The organism is Dialister micraerophilus DSM 19965 (assembly GCF_000194985.1).
Classification (GTDB): domain Bacteria; phylum Bacillota; class Negativicutes; order Veillonellales; family Dialisteraceae; genus Dialister; species Dialister micraerophilus.
Genome location: NZ_GL878519.1, coordinates 752,703 through 774,605, shown reverse-complemented (window position 1 = coordinate 774,605; position 21,903 = coordinate 752,703). Strand labels below are relative to the sequence as shown.

Sequence of the window (21,903 nt, the reverse complement as noted above, 5' to 3'; positions counted from 1 at the left end):
TATATAGATTTTATTTTAATACAAAATAACGTATAAATATGCTCAACAAACTGCAAATAATAAGGACAACTTTTATTTCAGTGTAATGTACATTAAAATAAAAGTTGTCCTATATTATAATTTCTTGTTTTAGACTTTTTCTTTTTCACAATATGGAACACTTCTATGTGCAATATTTATAAATACTTCATTTAAATGTATCAATCCTATTTCAGCAAAAATTGCTACACATAAATGCTCTTTATATCTGGCTATTGCAAGTTTACCGCCAACATTTAAACCTACTGCTATTGATCCGAGTTTTATAAGTACTTGATGTATAGCACCTACAATATCTCCTATTTGTACGTGTTGGTCTTCTATCAATCCACAACGCTGTGCCGCTACAGCACCATTTTCTATTATTTTAGGTACAACTTTTTCAAATTTACCTCCAAAATCTACTGCAACAGATTGTACTTCAAAGGTTTCTAAATATTTTCTATATTCCATTTCTTTTTCTCTACTACCTGTAGAAACTAAATTTGTAGCAAATCTCGCAACATCTATAGATCTGAAATTATATTCTTTTTTTACCATAATTCTACACGCCTTCCCAAAACTATCCTACCATCTAATAAATATTTACAAACACAAATTCGGAGGAGCCCTTTAAAGAACTCTTCCAAATTTATGTTTATTAAACCTATGCTTTTTTAGATTTTTTTGATTCAATAATGCTTACAATTATAGTCATTATCGGGAGTATCATAGGATAGAATGAATACAGTACATAATCTGCACCCTGCAATCCTAAGGTTCCTACTATAAAGGTTCCTGATACACCCCATGGAATCAATGAGTTAAATGCCGAACCGGCATCTGCCAATGTACGTGTCATAACAGATGAATCTATTTCCATCTTTTTATACAACGGCTTAAAAGTTTCTCCCGGAAGTACCATTGATAAATATTGTTCTCCGATTAATACGTTTACCATAATGCTTCCGATTGCTGTAGATAAAACAAGTTTCGGTAATGATGTAACAAATTTTTCCAAATTTTTTACAATTGTCGATATTATTTCGAGTTTTACCAAAAGTCCACCCATGCCAAGTGCAAGTATAATCATCGAAGCCGATCCCATCATACTCATCAATCCGCCACGTGACATTAATTTATCTACAGTTTCTATTCCTACATTAGATACATATCCGCTCATAACAATTTTCGGTATCATTTGCAAATGACCCTGTCCGGGTGCAAATACAACGAAAATTATAAGTGATGTCAATACACCTAACAATAATGTTGCTATTGCCGGAAGTTTACGCCATGAGCATATAAGTATTACCGCTACCGGTATTAATGCTATCGGCGATATCAAAAACGATCCGGAAAGTGATGTAACCATTAAATCAAATGCGTTACTTTCAAGTGCCTTTCCTCCGCCGTCCAACATCATATAAATTGCAAGTGTAATAACTGTAGTCGGTATACATGTTCTAAGTAAATTTTTCAAGTGATCTGTCAATTCCAATTTACCTAGTGCGGCACATAAGTTTGCCGTATCCGCCAACGGTGAAAGGTTGTTTGCCCAAAATGCACCCGATACTACCGCTCCTGCTACATATATAGGATTTGCTCCCATAAGTGTACCTATAGTCATTAATACTATACCTATCGTAGATATTGTAGTAAATGAACTTCCTACAGTTACTCCCACCAATGCGGAAATTAAAAATGCAGAAATCAACATATGATTGGGTGAAATAATCTGATATCCATAAACAACGATTGTCGGCACCGTTCCTGCCGCAATCAATGATGAAACCAATACACCTATCAACAAGAATATTATAAGTGGAACGATCCCCGGGGTGATACCATTGACTATACCACCATGAATATCATCCCAGGAGAATCCTTTCCATCTGCCCCAAAAAGAAAGCAACCCGAATACAAGTACGATAGGTACGTGCGGCGGCATTTGTCCGTAAATTATACATCCGCCCAAGCACGCAAGAAGAATAACTACAATCAATAATGCTTCTCCCAACGATACGTGAGGAGTCTTTTTTTCTTCATCCATTTATCAGCACCTTATCCTTCTCCGAAATTAATGTTTTGCACCATCCTCGTAACATTCTTCGGGTAACGGTTTCCAAGCAGGTTTCTTGGATCCGTAAATAATCAACGGAATTACTGCCAAAATTACTGTCATACCTATAACCAAAATATTATCAGTCATTTCATTTGTAATCAATGTTGTAAATACACCGATAAATATTGCAATGAATTCAAGTATTGCTACAAGCCAAGCCATTCCGTTTCCGGATGAACCCACTCTGTATGTTCTCTCCAACTTGGGCTGTGTGTAACGTAATCTTAAGAATGCAAGTACAATAAGTACATAAGCTACACAATAAACTATTGTTGTACCGTTTGTAAGTACCAAGAATATTCTATTTACGTTATCTCCGAATGCAAATAGACATGCAAAGATAGAAATAACTATTGTCTGTGTTAAAACTACCGGTCTTGATACGCCATATTTATTAACCTTATGATATCCGAGCCATTTCGGAATAAGTCCTTCTCTTGCACATTGTGTAATTGTTTTGCCAGGACCTGATACCCATGCTGAAAGCTGAAGCATAACACCGATGAATACCATGAACGCAAAAATATTTGCTGTAATAGTCGGAAGTCCTAAAATCTTAGCTTCAATACTTATCGGCTGTGTTATGTTTGCAAGTTCCATTGTTCCTTGGGGAACTACGTTCGCAACCAATGCTGCATTCAAAAGGTTAAGTGCTACAAGCCCCAATGTTGCAACGAACACACCCTTTACATACTTCTTAGGTTCTTCCATTCTCGGTACGAATACTGAAGACATTTCAATACCGATAAATATAAACATAATACCTGTCAAGTAACGCAATGTTTCCAAATTATGAAGGTCAGGTATCAATTTATCCCATGAGAATGCACCCAAATATCCAAAATCGGTAATTCCTAATTTGAACATTGTCGCAAGTCCCATCAAGAAAAGCATGATACAAGGTATATAAACACCGAGCCATACACCGACTTGACCGCCATACTTAGCCATATCGAATTTCAAATTCAGCAATGTAATAATCCAATAAATTATCATAATACATCCGAATATAAACATCGGATCATTACCCATGGAATTATTACCTATTGTATTACCTAATGCCGGTCCCAATGTGCTTGCAACCATTACCATACCAGGAAACATCTGAACCCACACAATCCATGCTGTTGCAAATCCCCATTTTTCTCCAAGACCTTCTTTTACCCACAACTGAAGTCCACCTTCACCAGGAAACATAGAAGATAATTCACCACACATAGCCGCCAGCGGAAGTGCTAAAAATATAATTGCAAAAAGCAAGTAAGAAACTAATTGCCAACCGGTTGCTGCCAAAATCGGAATGTTACGTACATTCGCACACAGTGCCATTGTCATACCGATAAAGGTAACAAGTGACAGTTTTTTAATTTCACTCATTTTTTCTCCTTTTATATAGAATCCGGAAGGGCTTAAGCCCTTCCGTAATCTATTTTGTTTTTAACAATTGACACTATTATTTAACAATTGCTGTAAGTGCTTTAACCATTGCTTTCTTGATTTCTTCAGAGAAGTATTCAAATGCTTTCTTGTCATTCATGTATGGTGTCAAGCAGCAAGCTCTAAGAACTGTAACCTTACCTGCTTTTTCCCATTCTTCTCTGGAGTATCCCAATTTCTTGTTAACAAATTCATCAAATGGGCTATCACCATAATCAGGACGTGCAAAGTCTGTATGAGATGTAATGAATCCCTGAGTGTAGAGACTTTCTCTTCCGGATGAAGTTGCCAACCAGAACTGTCTATTGAGTTCATTTGTTTCTTCAAGTGTTGCACCGTCTTGCTGGAATACATAGTCAACCATATTGAAGTCCGGGTCAACAAGCTGATGTACACGAATTGTCTTTCCATTTACTTCAAATGTCAATGTTCCCAAGAAGTCATAGAAGTTACGTGCACTTTCAATTGATGCACCAATCAAACGACCATATCCTGAAACATTCAAACCGAGTACACGGTGAGCTACCCAAACTGCTACTGCTGTTGCACCTGCTTTTGAACCTTCAAGCATGTATGCACCGAGTAATGACGGAGCTCCTTTTTCGTTTACATATGCAGCAAAGTATCCGATAAGTTCACGCATTGAACGTCTCTTAATAACTACACCGCCTGCTGCGTATGGAATGTATCCCATCTTATGTGGATCAACTGTAATTGATTCTGCTTCACCAAATGCCTTGTAAGCTTCATAAACTTCTCTCTTTATATGTACCGGTGAATGGAATACACCATGTTTCTTAAATTCTTCATCCAATTTTTCATACGGTATGAAGTTATAATTTTCATCCAAGAACAATGTACGTGCATAAGAACCATATGCAGCATCTATGTGAATGTAGAAGTATACTCCCAATTCTTTATACAACTTCTTACGAAGTGCAACGATTTCATGAATAGGATCTACCGCACCTTCTTCAGTTGAACCTACAACACCTACAACTCCCATTACAGGAATCTGCTGTGCTGCCAATTCACGAATTGTTTCTTCCAATTTGTCCATCTTCAAACGGTAGTGTGAATCTACATCAACCATCACAAGCTGATCCAAACCTACGCCTACCATGTCTGCAGCTTTCGGCCAAGAATAGTGCTTTGTCTTAGGAACAAGCCATTTTCCAAGCTTCTGAATATCTTTACCGCTACGTGCAGAAACTGCCTTAATAGCATCAATGGATTGCGGATGAGCATCTACAATATCCATTACTTCATCTGTAGGCATGTTTAAAAGATCCCATTCACTCTTGCCTGCAACTGTTTCCGGCAATACTTTCTTCAATGCTAGCGGAATTGATTTAATATTACGTGCATACCAAATACCTTCAACATTTGCAGCTGTACCGCCTCCGGTCAAGTGTCCCCAACCGATTTCACCATACCCGCACATATGAGAGAAATCAATACCTACATCTTCTTCCATTGCTGAAGTTGCCGGTGAAGATTCATAAGCACAGTTATTACCGTTCCAGAGCATTGAGAAGTTATATCCCAAAATTGCAGGAAGCAATGTTTCAGAGTTCATATGACCCCAGAAACGTCCTGCACTGTGCCACGGAACCGCTGTAGCTCTCATACGTCTTGATGCTTCATCCAAAACATCTTTAACTTTATCTGCTGTCAATTTGAAAGATTCTTCTCTCTTATCTGCAGAACCAATCATTGCCGGGTCTTGTGGCATATAGTTTTTACGCCAACCGATATGGTCATCAATCAAATTGCTGAGCAATTCTTTGTATAAATTTCCGTTTTCACCTTTGGATCCGATAAAGAGAGATTCTAAGTTAAGTTCTTTAGACATAGTTACAACCACCTTTTTTTAAATGTGGAAAACTCCACAAAACAGATTAATCATTAATTTTGTGCGAATTCTGAACACAAAAAAAGCATCCTATCCATATACCACAAAAAGCTTAAATTTAAAGCAATTCGTGTGTACAAGTGCATGCTTAACGATCAACTATTCTCTTCTACTATATCACTGTAACTATGTCACCATTCTACCGGATCATTAAAGTATGTTTCTATCCACACAAAACATTAAAACAATAAATAACCTACGCAAATGACATTTCACTATGCTACAAAAAGTTCTCTCAATTTCACCACCTTTCATAATCTACAACCAAATGATACTTGATAATGAATCTCATGTCAATTAAAACGATTTTATAATATTTCTATATCAAGGTATAAAAATGTTATAAACACATTAATAAATATATGTTTTTTTAATCAGCAATTTTATAAATTCACTTAAATTGTTTACGACAAAACCCGCTGTTTCCGGCGGGTTTTTCTTTAATTTGTTTAATTTTTTATGAAACTTAAAATTATTGTCGATATAGGAATAAGCATGGGATAGAATGCGTAGAATATGTAATTTACATTTGAAAGTCCCAAGGTTCCTATTATGAATGTACCGGCTACGCTCCAAGGGACTATCGAGGAGAATGCCGCTCCGGCACCGGATAGTGTTCTTGTCATTACGTGCATGGGTATATTCATTTTTTTATACAAAGGTTTGAATGTTTCTCCCGGAAGTACTACTGTAAGGTATTGTTCTCCTATCAGAATTCCGGTGAGCATACATCCTACAGAGTTGAATATTACCAGTGCGGTTTGACTTTTTACAAAGTGTTCTATGTGTTTTATAACTGTTGAGAAAATTTCAAGTTTTACCAAAAGTCCGCCCATGCCGAGTGCGAGTATTATCATAGATGCCGATCCCATCATACTCATTATTCCGCCACGTGAAAAAATTTTGTCGATTGTTTCTATTCCGGTGTTTGAGGCGTATCCTGTCATTACGAGGTTCTCCACGTTTTGTAATGATGAGTTCGGTGCAAAAAATACATATATAATTAATGCACTTATTATACCTATGAGTAAGCTTGCTATTGCCGGAAGTTTACGCCAAGATGCTATGAATATGAGAAGTATGGGAACAAGTGTAATCGGTGAGACAAAGAAAAATTTATTCAACGATTGTATGGTTTCAGCAATTCCTCCGGATACTTCATTTGCGCTTCCGCCCAGTATTACATAGATTATTATTGAAATAACCAGTACAGGGAGTGTGCTTTTTGCAAGATTTCTCAAATGTTTCGACAGAGGTATTTCTCCTATTGCAGAGCATAAATTCGGTACGTCCGCAAGAGGTGACATATTATTTGCAAAGAAAGCTCCCGAAACGATTGCACCTGCAATGTATGCATCGGGAATTTCGGATATACGTCCGAGTGCAATCAATACTACTCCCATTGTTGAAATGGTTGTAAATGATGAGCCGATTGTAAATCCTTCGGCTATACAGATAATGAATGCCGTTACGGGAAGATATTTTGCCGATATAATTTTGTATCCGTATACTACTACGGTCGGTATGGTGCCGGCTGCAATGAGTGATGCAACGAGTGTGCCTATGAGCATGAATATAATAAGCGGCACTATGCCGGGTTCAATTCCTTTTATTATTCCTTTATGTATGTCTTCCCATGAAAATCCTTTTATTTTACCCCACATACATAAGAGTGCGAATACAAGTAAAATCGGTACTTGCGGCGGCATTTGAAAGTGTATTATTCCTGCGCCGAGACAGATAAGGATAATAATTATTGCCGCTATGGCTTCAATCAAGGATATGCGATTTTGTTTTTTTGCATTCATAATAATTCCCCTTTTAGAATTTTTTATTTTTCGAATATTGTCATTTACGCAGGAATTATTTATCGGTATAACGCAAATTTGATAAAAAATCAAGTTTATTTTAATTGAGTGATTTTCTTGTAAATATTTTCCTTGAAGTTTGAAGCTTGATAAAAGCAAATATCCGAATTCCGGTTTCCGTTTTTTACAATATATTTATTTTCTTTGTCGACATGCGATATATGATGAAGGTTTCAATAAAAGGAATATAAATTTCATCACATAAAAAAAGTTGCAGCACATTTTAAATGAACTGCAACTTTTTATATTTCTTAAATAAACATAAGATATCTTACATAGAGGTATATTGCAGATACTACAAGTGAAAGGAGCATAAGAGGGAAGCACCATTTCAAGAATGTGTTGAAGCTTATTTTGTATCCTTCTTTTGCCGCTATCGCTATCATGATTACGTTCGGTGATGCACCTATCATCGTTCCATTTCCGCCGAAGCACGCACCGAGTGCGAGTGACCACCACATGTAGTCCGAGTGAGGTGCATTCAAAAGTACCTGCATATTGTGTATGAGAGGTATCATTGTTGCCGTAAACGGTATATTGTCGATGAATGCGGATGCAATTCCCGAGAGGAAGAGAATGAGGAATGTTACAAGGTTCATATCTCCGCCTACAAGTCCGATTGCCCATTTTGCGAGCGCTTCGATTACTCCGGCATTTTCCATTCCTCCGACCAATATGAAGAGTCCTGTAAAGAAGAGTAATGTGTCGAGGTCTACTTCTTTCATTACTTCTTGCGGGTCTATTCCGCATATAATCATAGCTGCGACACCGCCGGTCATTGCAATCGTTGCCGATTGAAGTCCGAACATACTGTGTACTACAAATCCGCAGATTGTAAGTGCGAGTATCGAAAGCGATCTTTTAAGTATTTTCTTGTCTTCTATTGCAGATGATATATCTATTTTGTCAAGTTCTTCTTGTGTCATATGCACGTTCGGAAGTTGTTTTCGAAACAGTACGAGTATTGCGATAAGTGTCACGATAATTGTAACAACTACTACCGGTGCAAGGTTTATCAAGAAGTCGTTGAAGTCCAAATGCGTTGCCGATCCGATCATAACGTTCGGCGGATTACCGATCATGAGTGCCGTTCCGCCTATGTTCGCCATGAGAATTTCAGATATAAGTATGGGAACGGGTGAAATCTTGAGCATACGACAGATGGATATAGTCATCGGTGCTATAAGTAATGCTGCCGTTACGGAGTCTATGAGTGCCGCTCCTACTGCCGTTACTATGGAAAGCAATATGAGCAATTCTTTTGATTGCCCTTTACTCATTTTTACAGCCCAAAGTGCCATCGCTTTGAAAAATCCGGATTTCTTTACTACGGAAATTAAAATCATCATACCCATTAACAAACCGATGGTATTGAAGTCGATAAATTGTGTAAATGCTTGATTTTGTGTGACAAAACCGAAGTAAATCATTGCACCGCCGCCGAGTAATGCGCAAATGGTGCGCGGCACCTTTTCCGACATAATCCCGATATAGGTCAAAACGAAAATAATAATTGCGGTATAGAATGCTGTCTGTCCTGTCATATGAGCAGGGTCTATCCCCCTTCGCCACCTTTCATTCTGTAATAAAAACTTAACATGATGATAGCACATTATTCCGCTAAATAAAAGAACCGTTAACGGTATCAATATATTTTTTCAAATTTAATCTTTCATTTTACATTTTTTGTATATTTCAGTTTAAATTTTTTAATTTTTATAATTTTTTAATTTTTAAATAACAAAATCCGTTTTGAGTTGTTCGCTTTTGTGAAATATTTTTACTTTCGTTTTTATTTTACGATTTTTGTGTTTTGAAATTTTCACTGCAATGAAAAAGAGGCTTTTCGCCTCTTTTCTTATTCTTTATTTTTCCAGCAGTCGGTTTCAATTCCCAAAACTTGTTCCGAGTTGAATATTTCATTTCCTTTCGGATTTCTGTTTCCGTAATGTTCGGTTGCTTTTATTACATATTTAAAGCCCAAGTAGAGCATGAGAATGTTTACGTATACGATTGTAATATTTCCCAGGTCTTCGAATGCCCACATACGACTGAGGTCGTATCCTGCTATACTGGACATTATTCCGAATGCAGATACGAATACGCACAGAAGTCTTACCGCTTGAATGAACCATTTATGGTTGCTTATACGTTTTGCCGATACTTCCGAGAATGCTACCATACCTATAACGGATGTGTATGCAAAGAGTGCGAAGCATATCGAAAGGAGAAGTAAAACTATACTTTCTATCGTACCCGGTGTGAGTGAGCTTACCGATGAGAGGAATTTCGTGTATGTTTCAGCTGTTTGCCATGTGGGATCTGCTGTCCAACGGTGCGCCATTATAATAATAAATCCTGTAAGCGTACAAATAATATGTGTGTCGAAGAATACTCCGATTGCACCGATGAGTCCTTGTTCACATGGATGATTTCCGCCGGCAGCTCCTGCAGCCATCGTGATTGTACCTTGTCCTGCTTCGTTTGACATAAGTCCACGTTTTACCCCTTGTACAAGCATTGAACCGAATGCACCGCCGAACATTGCATCGGGCGTGAATGCTCCGGAGAATACCGCATTAAAGAAGTACGATACGCTGTTTACATTGTACAAAATCAAAGCGATGACTGTCGCAAAGTATACGCATGACATTATCGGTACCATGAATTCTGATGCTTGCGTTACACGTTTCACTCCGCCGAATGCCATGAATGCAACAAGTGCGATAACGAATGCGGATACATAGTAGTAGAAGTCGGATTGTACGGGGAAATCTACACCCGTTACTATACGTCCTACTGCAGCGATACCCGTTACCGTATTGAAGCTGTCTACCGGAATACCGCACACGCTGTATACGATGTATGCACTTGCGGCAATAACTCCGACCCAAACTTTGTCGTTACACAAAATTTTTGCATAGTAGGGAAGTCCGCCCACGTATTCACTTCCGCGTCTTTCTTTGAAAATCTGCGAGAGTGTACTTTCGGTATATGCTGTTGCCATACCGAAGAATGCGGATACCCACATCCAGAAAAGTGCACCGGGGCCGCCGGCTGCAATTGCACCTGTAACACCTAAAATATTTCCCGGACCTACTCGTATACCGGAACTCAAAAGAAATGCCGCCAACGGTGAAATACCGTATTTTTCCTTGTATCCTTTTGTCATTACGTGAATTCCACGTTTAAACATGGATACTTGGACGGCACGTAAACGAAATGTAAAGTAAATTCCCGATCCTACCAAAAGAATTGTAGAGAAAGAGAATTCTCCCAATACCGGAATGCTTGAATACCAATCAAAGTTTGTAGGAAATCCCCACAAAAAGTCGGATAGCGGTCCGATAATGGCTACTATAATATCTATGACGTTAAAAATAGCGTCCATATAACCTCCTTAGGGTTTGAACCCTTTTAAATAATACATTGTTACTATACCACATTTTCTGTTTTATATATGCTGATATGTAAAATAAATATGATTGCATAATATAAATTCACTCATACATCGTTTTACTTTAAATGTTTACACATTTTCTTTTCATATAAAATATTCGGGAAATCGAAATTTTCAATTTTTATCAAATAAAGCATTTTCAAAAGCAAGTAAAAAGAGACGTTTTATTTTCACGTCTCTTTATTTTTATTCTTCTACTACGCTTACGTGGATTGTACTTGTGATTTGCGGGTGTACCCATATTTCCACATCGTATTCTCCGAGTGATTTTATCGGTTCTTTGAGTTTTATATTTTTCTTGTCGATTGTAATATTGTGATCTTTTTCAAGCACTTCGCTTATGTACTTGGGTGTGACACTTCCGAATACTTTTCCGTCTTCTCCGGATTGCATCGGAATTACTATTTTCACCTTTTTAAGTTGTGATGCCATTATTACGGCTTCGTCTTTTGCTACTTGTGATTGGAATTTTTTGGATTCTTGTCTTTGTGCCGCTATATTAAGGTTGGATTTTGTTCCTTCCAAACCGAGTCCTCTGCGAATAAGTACGTTTCTACCGTATCCGTCCGATACTTCAACTACGTCACCGCGTTTTCCTAATTTTTTTACATCTTGAAGAAGTACTACTTTCATATTTATTCCTCCTCTACTTGTTTACGAACTTGCTTTATGATTTTATTTTCTATTTCTTCTATTGTACCATCTTTTCCGAATTGTGCACCTGCTACCGTAAGGTGTCCGCCGCCGCCGAGTGATTCCATTACGATTTGTACGTTTATACTTCCGTCACTTCGTGCGGACAGGCACAGTCCTTTTTCGGTGTGATAGAATACGAAGCTGCATTTTATCTGTTCTACCGCTACCAAGTAGTCGGAGAGTTGTCCTGCCATGATTTGCGAGTCTTCAATGTCTTTTGGGCATTCTGCAAATACCATGTATTCATCTATTATTTTCAAGTTCGAGAGTACACGTGAACGGTTTAAGATTGCGTTCATATCTACTCTGAACATTTCTCTTACCATCATCGTATTTGCTCCGCTTCGTCTTAAGAAGCTTGCTGCATCGAATGTTCGCACACTTGTTTGTACGCTGAAGCTTTTCGTGTCTACTACAATTCCGGCATACAGGCATGAGCCTTCTATTTCATAGAGTTCCTCTTCTTCACCGTAGTATTGAATGAGTTCGGTTACAAGTTCGGATGCCGATGATGCCGAAGGTTCCATGTATGTAAGGAGAGGATCGTCTATAATGCTTGCCGATCTTCTGTGATGATCGATTATAACTTTTCTTTTTACTTTTTCAAGTAATTGAGGTGCCGCCACCATTGCCGGTATATGCGTGTCTACAATTATCAGTACGGTTTTGTCCGTAATCATACCTTTTGCAGTATTTTCGTCTATGAGAAGTCCTTCAAGTTCTTTGCTTTCACGAATTGCATCTATCATTTTCCTCGAGGTGTCTTCTTGCGGTGAAAGTACTACATTTGCGGATATTCCCGATGCTCTTGCAAGGTGACATACGCCGACCGCCGAGCCGAGCGCATCGAAGTCTTCGTGTGCGTGTCCCATGACAAGTACGTGATCGGCACTTTCGATTATTTCTTTGAGCGCTTGTGCAACTACTCTTACTCTTACTCTCGTGGAGCTTACGGATGTGGGTACTTTTCCGCCAAACGCTTTGACGTTCTGTCCTATCTTCACGATTGCCTGATCACCGCCTCTTGCAAGTGCAAGGTCGAGTGCCATTTGTGCTTCTTCCGCTTGTTTTATGAACGGTTCGTCCATTTGTACCACACCGATTGAAAGTGTAACCGGTATGCGATTTACCGTATGTATCGAACGTACTTTATCCAATATTTCAAAATTTTCATGCATCATATCGTTCAACGATTTATGTGATATACACGCTACATAATCCGATGCCGTATATTGCTTGATAAATCCGTCAACTTGACTGAATTCTTTTAAAATAAGTTCATTTACCTGTGAAAGTATGTTGGATTTTTCAACGTCGGTCATGTCCGTTGTTACTTCGGAAATATTGTCTATACGTATCATGCAGAATACCGGCATGGATTCTTCTGAAGATTTTCTCAAAAGTTCAACGTCCGTTCTGTCCATGAAGTAAAATACCATGAACGGTGTACTGCCTTCTTCGGTATCGTTTACTTGAATGTATTTATGAAATACACGGAAAAAAGTTTCTCCGGCATGACATTCGAACCAGCCTGTTTTTCCCCATAACTTGGAAACTTTCGCACCATATATGAGGCTTTGCATATTTGCGCCGATTTCCGCTTTTTCTCCTATCCATGAACGGAATACGTTGTTTGCCCATACCAATGCACGTTTTTCGTCCATCATGGCAATTCCTATCGGCAAATTTTTGACTGCATATACGGTACCTGCCGTTACCCCTTCGGATATGTCGTCAAGGTATTTCATCAGTATTTTTTCTTGTTTACCGTCTTGTCTGTATATGTACACAAAAGATCCGGCAACAAGTATAAATACCAAAAGTCCCATTTGCCAATTTTGTGTAAACAGTGCAAATATCGCTATAAAAAGCAATATTATAAATATTTTTGCAGATTTTTTATAAATCCAGATATCGCTGAGCATAAAACTCCTGTTCTTTCCGCCTTTACGGCCTTTGATATACGATTATATCTGTATGAATCGTACATTATTATTCGTTTTTTTGCAAACTTTCAGTTTTTTGTCTGTATTTCAATGTCATATCCATTATTCCGACAAATATTACTCCCAATTGAAGTATCGGTATGAATAAACTCAATATGAGTATTATAAGTCTTAATTTTTTCATTACGGGGTATTTATGATATGCCCACCACACGCATGAAAGTCCTTGTATGTAGAAAGATATCGTACATATCGGTGTGAGGTTGTAAACCAAAAGTTGTGTCCATTCGTTTTCCGGAAGAATAAAACGTATTGCAAGCATGAAAATGTACGCATATACAAGGTATACCGGAAGATTCCATTTTTCAAACTGAGGTATCGAGGGAAGATTTTTTATCCCCATTTTATGAAATACTACTTTCGATATTGTCATTGCAAAAAGTGCATAGAAAAGCGATGCTCCCGCTATTGCTACCGGTACGGTTTTTCTCATGTTTTCCACTATAAGGTTCATTTGCGACATTGCTTTTTCAAGTGAATCACCGCTATATATTTCCGGAAGCAGTGTTTTCATTCCCGATTCAATTTCGTTTATCATCGCACCGCCCAGTATCATCGGTTCTCCGCCTATGACATACATTACGATAAGATCGCAAATAATAAGGCCTATAAGTACTGCAATGCCGCCCAAAAGCAAGGTGTATATAGGTTTCCATTTATATCTGTATCCGGCTCCTATTATTACTCCCAATGCACCGAATATTGTAAGTATAAATATTGATGCCGACAGTCCCATAAATATTGTGTCCAATATAAATGCCGCCGCAGTCACTGTAATCGACCATTTTATACCTTGATTAAGGCCCAAGTATGCAATCGGTATCGGTATAAGAAAAAATATTATTCCCGACAATACCGGTATGTACCATCCTGCAAGGGAAAGCACCACCGTAAGTGCCGTTGCTATACCGGCCTGTGCAAGTGCATTTGTACGTTGCATTTTTAATCCTTTTTTAAAAAAAGAGTCGAGCTTTGCCCGACTCGATATTAATGTACTTCTTGAATTACCGGAAGTATCATTGGACGACGTTTTGTACGTTCATAGAAATATTTTCCAAGTGAATCTCTGATTTGAGTTTTCAATAAATTCCACTCTTTAATATTTCTTTTTTCACAATAGTCAAGTGATTTTTCAACTCTTGCTTTCGCTTCGTTCAAAAGTGATTCGCTGTCACGTACATACACGAATCCACGTGTAACTATATCCGGTCCGGCCAAAAGTCTGTTGCTTCCTTTTTCAAGCGATATTACTACAATCACTACACCGTCTTCGGATAATTGCTGTCTGTCACGAAGTACTATATTTCCTACGTCACCTACACCCAATCCGTCTACGTATATTGCTCCGGCTTGTACTTTACCTGTAATTTTTGCCGAATTTCGTGTAAGTTCGATTACGCTTCCGTTTTCCGCTACCAATGAATTCTTTTTCGGCATTCCGAGAATTGTCGCAATTTCAGCATGCTTGTAAAGCATTCTGAATTCACCGTGTATAGGTATGAAGAATTTCGGCTTTACGAGTGAAAGCATGGTTTTCAAATCTTCTTCGGACGCATGTCCGGAAACGTGTACACGTGTACTTTTGTTTGTTACAACTTTTATGCCCATACGCATTAATTTGTTTATGGTATTTCCTACACTGTTTTCATTTCCGGGTATCGGAGATGCCGATATAATTACGGTATCGCCGGAATGTACGGTGACTTGTCTGTGACTTCCGTCCGCCATTCTTGACAAACCTGCCATAGGTTCTCCCTGACTTCCGGTTGTAAGAATGCAAATCTGACTTTCCGGATATCTGTTCATTTCTTCGGGTTCTATTATCGTACCTTCGGGAGCTTTGAGGTATCCCATATCGAGCGCTTTACCGATAACATTTACCATAGAACGTCCGAATGCACAAACTTTACGTCTGTGTGCAATTGCGGCATCTATCGCCATTTGCAAACGTGATACGTTTGATGCAAATGTCGCAACTATAATACGACCTTTTGCCAATGAAAACTGATCCATGAGAGATTTCGCCACTACCGCTTCGGACGGTGTATGTCCGGGACATTCCGCATTTGTCGAATCGGCACATAATGCAAGAACACCTCTGTGTCCCAATTCCGCCAATTTGTACAAATCCGTTTGAAGTTCATCCTTGGGTGTGTGATCGAATTTGAAATCTCCGGTATGCACTATCGTACCTACGGGAGTTCTTATAAACACTCCGCAAGCATCGGGAATGGAGTGACAAACGTGGAAAAATCCGCATTTGAAAAGACCGAGTTTAAATTCATCGCCCGCTTTTACTACGTTCAATTTATAATTTTTTATCTGTGCTTCGATAAGTTTTCCTTCAATAAGACCGCAAGTCAATTTAGTACCGTAAACGGGTACATTTATTTCTTTGAGCAAGTACGGTAACGCACCTATATGATCTTCATGACCGTGAGTAATCAAAACGGCCTTGACCTTATCTTTATTTTCAATCAAATAACTGAAGTCGGGAATAACGATATCTATTCCCGGCATATTTTCTGTCGGAAACGCAAGACCGGAGTCTACTACTACAATTTCGTCCTCATAACGAATAACCATCATATTTTTTCCGACTTCTCCCAAACCGCCGAGCGGTATAATTTGTAATCTTGACTTTGCCAAGATACACCTCCTTCTAAAAAAGAAACTAAATATAAACAAAAACAACGGCATTCGCCGCCGAGCAAACCTTCTCCCGATCAACTTTCAATAAAGGTTTTGTTTTTGCCTCTGTCCGTTTCATATCCGCTTTCAATATTATATCATAAATTATATAAATGTTTTCATGAAACGCTTATTAAATGTATTTATTAAGATTTATCTATATTTTTTTATTGCAAAAGAAATCACATCACCAAATCTCATTATGAAATTTATATTGCGAACGAAATTATAAAATGAAATATTTGAAATATTCAAAAAAATCCCCTAAAGCAATTTGAATTATGCCTTAAGGGGATTTTATTTTTTATTTATTTTTTTCGTATTCTATCGCTGCAGCTATGAATCCTTTGAAGAGCGGGTGAGGTACGTTCGGTCTGCTCTTTAATTCCGGATGTGCTTGTGTCGCTACAAAGTAGGGATGATCTTTAAGTTCAATCGTTTCTACAAGTTTTTCGTCCGGACTTGTTCCGCAAATTACCATGCCATGACTTTCAAGGTTTTCGCGGTATGTGTTGGATACTTCATATCTGTGACGATGTCTTTCGTATACGAGTTCTTTGTTGTCGTAGAGATCTCTTACTTTCGTTCCTTTTTTAAGTTTGCAAGGGTAGAGTCCCAGTCTCATCGTGCCGCCTTTTTCGGTTATGTCTTCTTGTTCCGACATAAGGTCGATTACGGCCGAACAATTTTCTACGAATTCCGAAGAGTTTGCATCTTTCAATCCGCATACATTTCTTGCGAATTCGATTACCGCACATTGCATGCCCAGACACAGTCCCAAGTATGGAATTTTGTGTGTACGTGCATACTTGATGGTGGCTATTTTACCTTCTACTCCACGATATCCGAATCCTCCGGGGATTACTATTCCGTCGACTCCTTCAAATACTTTTGAAAGGTCGGGTTTTTCCTCTTCGAGTTTTTCGGAGTCTATCCAGCGTATATTTATTTTCTTGCCGTACTCGTATCCGGCGTGCGACATTGCTTCTACAACAGACAGGTACGCATCATGAAGTGCCACGTACTTGCCTACAAGTGCAATTTCCACGCTTTCCTTTACGGATATAATGCGGTTTACCATTTCTTTCCATGCGGTCATATCGCAAGGTCTGTCTTCAAGTCCCAATTTTTCGAGTGCAATCTTGTCAAGTCCTTCTTTTTGTAAAAGAAGCGGTACTTCGTAGATGCTTTTTGCAGTAAGATTTGAAATTACGGCTTCCGGTTCAACGTCACAGAAAAGTCCGATTTTTCTCTTCATGTCTTCGGGTACTTCTTTGCTTGTACGGCAAACTATAATGTCCGGTTGAATTCCGATACTGCGAAGTTCTTTTACACTGTGTTGTGTGGGTTTTGATTTAAGTTCTTCCGCCGCATCTATGTAAGGTATGAGCGTTACATGTATGTAAAGCACGTCATTTCTGTGTTCGACGTTTTTACGCACTTGACGTATGGCTTCCAAAAACGGTAGTGATTCTATGTCTCCTACGGTTCCGCCGATTTCGGTAATTACTATATCCGCATTACCTTCTCTGCCTACTTTGAATACACGTTCTTTTATAGCGTTGGTAATATGAGGAATTACCTGTATGGTAGATCCCAAATATTCGCCTTTACGTTCTTTGTTTATTACCGATTGGTAAATTTTACCCGTTGTAATATTTGATGCTTTGGATAAATTTTCATCTATAAATCTTTCGTAATGGCCCAAGTCAAGGTCGGTTTCAGCTCCGTCATCCGTTACAAATACTTCTCCGTGCTGATATGGACTCATTGTACCCGGATCGATATTTATATAAGGATCGAATTTCTGAATTGTTACTTTGTAACCTCTGTTTTTAAGCAATCTTCCCAGAGATGCCGCAGTAATACCTTTACCTAATGACGATACGACACCGCCCGTTACGAAAATATATTTTGTCATGGTACCTCCCTTACATTTCTTCAGGTGCGGATACACCTAAAATACCCAATGCATGTACAAGCACATATCCGACTGCACGAATAAGTCCCAATCTTGCCTGCATCAATTTTTCTTCTTCTCCTAAAATACGACATTTACGATAGAAGTGGTGGAACAATGCCGCCAATTCATAGGCATATGTCGCAATACGCTGAGGCGCTCTTTCGGCAGCCGCCCCTTTAAGGAATCCGTGGTATACTTCCATCTTCTTTATCAAATCAAGTTCGGATTCATCTACAAGTACGGTGAAATCCACATCTTCCCAAGAAGGAATTTTCACTCCGTTTTCCTTTGCCTGTTTAAACAGACTGTGTACACGTGCATTTGCGTATTGAATGTAGTACACCGGATTTTCACTTGAACGTTTCTTTGCCAAATCTATATCGAAATCCATCTGCGAATCGAGCGTACGACTGCAGAAGAAATATCTTGCCACGTCAACACCTACTTCATCCATAAGTTCACGCAATGTTACGGACTGACCGGTACGTTTCGACATCTTAACCGGTTTACCGTCACGAAGAAGTGTAACCATTTGGAGAAGCATAATATCGAAATCATCGGCATTATAACCCAATGAAGTCATGGCGGATTTCACACGTGCTATATATCCGTGGTGATCTGCACCCCAAATATCTATCAACTTATGATAGCCTCTTTCAATCTTGTTCTTTACATATGCAATATCGGAGCAGAAATATGTAGGTTCGCCGTTACTTCTTATAACTACACGATCCTTATCATCTCCGTCTTTTGTGGTATTGAGCCACCAAGCATCTTCCTTCTCATATAAAGTGCCGTTTTTCTTCAAAATATCCAACACTTCATTTACCTGATCGGGATAGAAAGATCTTTCACTCATCCATACATCAAATTCTACATTGAAATCGGACAAGTCCTTTTTAAGTGCCGCCAATTTTTCTTTCAAAGCGACTTCCTTGAAAACTTCTATTCTTTTTTCTTCGTCCATTTCAAGATACTTCGTTCCGTCACGATCCAAAATGCTCTGTGCCGTTTCGATAATATCATGTCCGTGATAACCGTTTTCCGGAAGCTGTGCATCTTTTCCCAAAAGCTGCAAGTAACGTGCATTTACGGAAAGTGCCAAATTGTCTATCTGATTACCTGCATCGTTGATGTAGTATTCTGAAAGCACTTTGTAACCTGCACTGCGAAGCAAATTAACCATTGCAGAACCGTAAGCGGCACCTCTTGCATGACCTATGTGAAGAGGACCGGTAGGATTTGCCGAAACATATTCCACGAGAACGGCTTCCTCGTCATTTCTCGGTAAATCACCGTAATTTTCACCCTTTGCCAAAATTTTCTTCAATTCCGCATAAACTGTATCCTTTGCCAAAAAGAAATTGATGAAACCGGCACCTGCAATATCCGTTTTCGAAACAAGAGAAGAATCGATGTGTTCAACCAAAATTTCCGCAATTTTACGTGGTGCCATATGTGCAACCCTTGCCCACTGCATAGCGGCATTGGAAGAATAATCACCGAATTCTTTTTTCGGAGAAAGCTCCAATCTTTGAACGGGCGGATAATCACCTTTCGGCAATTCACCGGACTCAACAGCCGCCAACTTCGCTTTCTCGATTAATTCTTTAAGCTCATCTCTGACTTCCATATATCCTCCCATACATCTATAATAATTTCATTTAAATGCTTAAAAATACCGTCAAGCTCCACATCATAAACAATGCGAATTTTCCCGTTACCGTTCACAACGGTATTTGTAAACTCTTTAGTAGTTACAATCAAATCAAGCGGGCCCATAGGAGTATCATAATAAGACTTCATGGTCTTGCCTACGACATACTCCTGTTCATACAAAAAATTTCCGGACCTCGAAAGAACCGCACGTCGGGGATAACAAACCAGCTTCGTCGTCGTTCCCTCCAAACCCGCCAATCCGGTTTCCTCATAAGTGACAAAAGAATACCCATCTTCCTCACCATATATACCGGGCGTTTCCAATGAAATTTTTTCATCTTCGCCGGACTCGTCACGTTGCACACTTGTCAGTCGAATCATTACATTTTTTCTCATCGGTATCCCCTTTATAAATAATCAATACTATTATTATAGCACGAATTAATGAATTCATTGAGTATATTTTAAAAAATAATTATATCAACGAAATAATATATTTGCAAAAAAATAAAACAACTTGAACGAGGTACAAAAACGCAAAAAATTTCAAAATTCATTCACAAAAAACACCTCTCATGAAACTTTAAAAAATACGTAGTTTATTATATAATTGCATTGATATCGATTGCAGGGGAACCTTATTGGTTGAGAAGGTTAAAACCTGACCCTTTGAACCTGTTTGTTAATACAAGCGTAGGAAGCAATTAACCAAAAGATTCCCTTCTTTATTTTAAATTAAAGGAGTGAACCGCAATGAAAAATGCAGTTGCTGTCGTAACGGGAGCAAGCAGAGGCCTCGGCTTTGAAATTGCTCGTGAATTATTGAAGGAAAACTACAAAGTCGTAGCAAATTATTACAAAACACCCGAAGGTGCAAAAAGGCTTGTCGATGAATTCGGAAAAGAAAATGTAATCACCGTAAAAGCCGATGTACGAAACAAAGATGAAATGCAAAACCTTCACAACGAAGCGATAAAAGCATTCGGACAAGTAGATGTAATCATACACAACGCATTGATCGACTTCAAATTCGATCCGATAAAACAACTCGATTTATCTCATATTACATGGGAAAACTACTTGAAACAATTGGAAGGATCCGTAAAAGGAGCATTGAATCTTTTACAGACAAATCTCGAAAGTTTGAAAAAATCCGAAAGAGCCAGATTTATCTCAATCGGAACAAACCTCTTCCAAAGTCCGGTAGTACCCTACCACGAATACACTACAGGAAAAGGCGCACTCATAGGATTTATGCGCAACTGTGCGGCCGAACTCGGTAAGTACGGTATAGCATGCAACATGGTATCCGGAGGATTACTCAAAACAACGGACGCATCAAGCGTAACTACACCGGAAGTATTCAACCTGATTGCACAAACAACCGCACTGAAAAGAGTAACGACACCTACAGACCTTGCAAAAACCGTATGCTTCCTTGCAAGCGAAGGCTCAAAAGGAATATCCGGACAAAATATAGTAGTTGACTCGGGACAGACATTTAATTAATTTTTTAAATATTTTTGCAAACTAAAAGCAAGTACTTTTAACGGTACTTGCTTTTTTGTCTTTCATTACTTTCTCAAAGCATCAATCTCTGCTTGTTGTTGTGCAAGTTTTGCCTGCAATTCGCCGATTAATTTGTAAAGCTGTTCAATGTCGGTTGTTTTTTCTTCAACTTTTCCTTCTTTACCGAACTTGAATGAAAGTCCTACATTGTAAGCTTGATCTTCATTTTCCAATGTGGAAGCAAAGCTGAGCATAATATTGCGATTCGGGCGGTAGAATGCACCGGCTGCAATTGCGGTTTCATCTTTGTATGTACCTGCAGATACTGCAAAGCTCAATTTATCACCGTCTTGCATATCAATCGGGTGAAGTCCCGCAAGTGCGGTAGCTTTTGCAATACCTTTCTGTGTGTCGACATCCATAGAAGCAATCTTTGCGGCATTCAAGTCGATTGCTTTCTTGTTCGCTTCAATAGCTGTTTTGTTTGCTTCGATACCTTTCTTTCCGGCAGTCACATCTAAATCTTCAACTGTTTTCTTGGTTTCTTCAATAGCTG

16 protein-coding genes and 1 riboswitch are annotated in these 21,903 nt (G+C 38.7%); of the genes, 1 reads left to right on the top strand and 15 read right to left on the bottom strand.

Going from position 1 to position 21,903, the window contains the following annotated elements:
* Nucleotides 1–129: 129 nt before the first annotated feature.
* From HMPREF9083_RS03635 to HMPREF9083_RS03570, 14 genes are all read right to left on the bottom strand, one after another.
* Nucleotides 130–579 carry a HutP family protein gene (locus HMPREF9083_RS03635; protein ID WP_007556052.1) on the bottom strand — a complete coding sequence of 150 codons (450 nt, stop codon included), beginning with the start codon at nucleotides 577–579 and terminating at the stop codon, nucleotides 130–132.
* Nucleotides 580–685: 106 nt separating this feature from the next.
* Nucleotides 686–2,071 (bottom strand): Na+/H+ antiporter NhaC family protein, encoded by a 1,386-nt coding sequence (locus HMPREF9083_RS03630; RefSeq protein WP_007556050.1) that lies wholly within the window; start codon nucleotides 2,069–2,071, stop codon nucleotides 686–688.
* A gap of 27 nt (nucleotides 2,072–2,098) precedes the next feature.
* Nucleotides 2,099–3,520 (bottom strand): amino acid permease, encoded by a 1,422-nt coding sequence (locus tag HMPREF9083_RS03625; protein ID WP_007556049.1) that lies wholly within the window; start codon nucleotides 3,518–3,520, stop codon nucleotides 2,099–2,101.
* Between the two features lie 76 nt (nucleotides 3,521–3,596).
* A complete protein-coding gene (gene tdc / locus HMPREF9083_RS03620; RefSeq protein WP_007556048.1) occupies nucleotides 3,597–5,435 on the bottom strand; it encodes a tyrosine decarboxylase in 1,839 nt (612 codons plus the stop codon).
* A gap of 509 nt (nucleotides 5,436–5,944) precedes the next feature.
* On the bottom strand, nucleotides 5,945–7,303 hold the full coding sequence (locus HMPREF9083_RS03615) for a Na+/H+ antiporter NhaC family protein (RefSeq protein ID WP_007556047.1): 1,359 nt from the start codon (nucleotides 7,301–7,303) through the stop codon (nucleotides 5,945–5,947).
* Between the two features lie 311 nt (nucleotides 7,304–7,614).
* Nucleotides 7,615–8,907 carry an ArsB/NhaD family transporter gene (locus HMPREF9083_RS03610; protein WP_035062655.1) on the bottom strand — a complete coding sequence of 431 codons (1,293 nt, stop codon included), beginning with the start codon at nucleotides 8,905–8,907 and terminating at the stop codon, nucleotides 7,615–7,617.
* A 314-nt stretch (nucleotides 8,908–9,221) separates the two neighbouring features.
* Nucleotides 9,222–10,754: an alanine/glycine:cation symporter family protein gene (locus tag HMPREF9083_RS03605; RefSeq protein ID WP_007556045.1), complete on the bottom strand. Its 1,533-nt coding sequence runs from the start codon at nucleotides 10,752–10,754 to the stop codon at nucleotides 9,222–9,224.
* A gap of 255 nt (nucleotides 10,755–11,009) precedes the next feature.
* The gene (rplI, locus tag HMPREF9083_RS03600; RefSeq protein ID WP_007554840.1) at nucleotides 11,010–11,456 is read right to left on the bottom strand and encodes a 50S ribosomal protein L9; all 447 of its coding nucleotides are present in this window, start codon (nucleotides 11,454–11,456) and stop codon (nucleotides 11,010–11,012) included.
* Between the two features lie 2 nt (nucleotides 11,457–11,458).
* Complete coding sequence (locus HMPREF9083_RS03595; RefSeq protein ID WP_007556044.1) at nucleotides 11,459–13,444, bottom strand: DHH family phosphoesterase; 1,986 nt, start codon at nucleotides 13,442–13,444, stop codon at nucleotides 11,459–11,461.
* A gap of 67 nt (nucleotides 13,445–13,511) precedes the next feature.
* Nucleotides 13,512–14,465 (bottom strand): DUF2232 domain-containing protein, encoded by a 954-nt coding sequence (locus HMPREF9083_RS03590; protein WP_007556043.1) that lies wholly within the window; start codon nucleotides 14,463–14,465, stop codon nucleotides 13,512–13,514.
* A gap of 47 nt (nucleotides 14,466–14,512) precedes the next feature.
* Entirely contained in the window at nucleotides 14,513–16,174 is a 1,662-nt protein-coding gene (locus tag HMPREF9083_RS03585) for a ribonuclease J (protein ID WP_007556042.1), read from the bottom strand.
* Between the two features lie 346 nt (nucleotides 16,175–16,520).
* The gene (locus HMPREF9083_RS03580; protein ID WP_007556041.1) at nucleotides 16,521–18,137 is read right to left on the bottom strand and encodes a CTP synthase; all 1,617 of its coding nucleotides are present in this window, start codon (nucleotides 18,135–18,137) and stop codon (nucleotides 16,521–16,523) included.
* Nucleotides 18,138–18,147: 10 nt separating this feature from the next.
* Complete coding sequence (gene argS, locus HMPREF9083_RS03575) at nucleotides 18,148–19,812, bottom strand: arginine--tRNA ligase (RefSeq protein ID WP_007556040.1); 1,665 nt, start codon at nucleotides 19,810–19,812, stop codon at nucleotides 18,148–18,150.
* Nucleotides 19,782–20,234 carry a YwiB family protein gene (locus tag HMPREF9083_RS03570; protein ID WP_007556039.1) on the bottom strand — a complete coding sequence of 151 codons (453 nt, stop codon included), beginning with the start codon at nucleotides 20,232–20,234 and terminating at the stop codon, nucleotides 19,782–19,784. Before HMPREF9083_RS03570 ends, argS begins: the two co-directional genes overlap by 31 nt.
* A 223-nt stretch (nucleotides 20,235–20,457) precedes the next feature.
* Nucleotides 20,458–20,555: riboswitch (TPP riboswitch) on the top strand.
* A 36-nt stretch (nucleotides 20,556–20,591) separates the two neighbouring features.
* On the opposite strand from HMPREF9083_RS03570, the gene HMPREF9083_RS03565 reads away from it, so the two are divergent.
* Complete coding sequence (locus tag HMPREF9083_RS03565) at nucleotides 20,592–21,347, top strand: 3-oxoacyl-ACP reductase (RefSeq protein ID WP_007556038.1); 756 nt, start codon at nucleotides 20,592–20,594, stop codon at nucleotides 21,345–21,347.
* A 65-nt stretch (nucleotides 21,348–21,412) separates the two neighbouring features.
* On the opposite strand, the gene HMPREF9083_RS03560 is transcribed toward HMPREF9083_RS03565, so the two are convergent.
* The coding region (locus tag HMPREF9083_RS03560; RefSeq protein WP_007556037.1) for a YadA C-terminal domain-containing protein at nucleotides 21,413–21,903 on the bottom strand (491 nt) is incomplete at its 5' end.

Excerpts from the sequence above, each read along its gene's own strand:
- HMPREF9083_RS03635 (WP_007556052.1), bottom strand. The coding sequence starts at position 579 with ATGGTAAAAAAAGAATATAATTTCAGATCTATAGATGTTGCGAGATTT.
- HMPREF9083_RS03630 (WP_007556050.1), bottom strand. The coding sequence starts at position 2,071 with ATGGATGAAGAAAAAAAGACTCCTCACGTATCGTTGGGAGAAGCATTA.
- HMPREF9083_RS03625 (WP_007556049.1), bottom strand. The coding sequence starts at position 3,520 with ATGAGTGAAATTAAAAAACTGTCACTTGTTACCTTTATCGGTATGACA.
- tdc (WP_007556048.1), bottom strand. The coding sequence starts at position 5,435 with ATGTCTAAAGAACTTAACTTAGAATCTCTCTTTATCGGATCCAAAGGT.
- HMPREF9083_RS03615 (WP_007556047.1), bottom strand. The coding sequence starts at position 7,303 with ATGAATGCAAAAAAACAAAATCGCATATCCTTGATTGAAGCCATAGCG.
- HMPREF9083_RS03610 (WP_035062655.1), bottom strand. The coding sequence starts at position 8,907 with ATGACAGGACAGACAGCATTCTATACCGCAATTATTATTTTCGTTTTG.
- HMPREF9083_RS03605 (WP_007556045.1), bottom strand. The coding sequence starts at position 10,754 with ATGGACGCTATTTTTAACGTCATAGATATTATAGTAGCCATTATCGGA.
- rplI (WP_007554840.1), bottom strand. The coding sequence starts at position 11,456 with ATGAAAGTAGTACTTCTTCAAGATGTAAAAAAATTAGGAAAACGCGGT.
- HMPREF9083_RS03595 (WP_007556044.1), bottom strand. The coding sequence starts at position 13,444 with ATGCTCAGCGATATCTGGATTTATAAAAAATCTGCAAAAATATTTATA.
- HMPREF9083_RS03590 (WP_007556043.1), bottom strand. The coding sequence starts at position 14,465 with ATGCAACGTACAAATGCACTTGCACAGGCCGGTATAGCAACGGCACTT.
- HMPREF9083_RS03580 (WP_007556041.1), bottom strand. The coding sequence starts at position 18,137 with ATGACAAAATATATTTTCGTAACGGGCGGTGTCGTATCGTCATTAGGT.
- argS (WP_007556040.1), bottom strand. The coding sequence starts at position 19,812 with ATGGAAGTCAGAGATGAGCTTAAAGAATTAATCGAGAAAGCGAAGTTG.
- HMPREF9083_RS03570 (WP_007556039.1), bottom strand. The coding sequence starts at position 20,234 with ATGAGAAAAAATGTAATGATTCGACTGACAAGTGTGCAACGTGACGAG.
- HMPREF9083_RS03565 (WP_007556038.1), top strand. The coding sequence starts at position 20,592 with ATGAAAAATGCAGTTGCTGTCGTAACGGGAGCAAGCAGAGGCCTCGGC.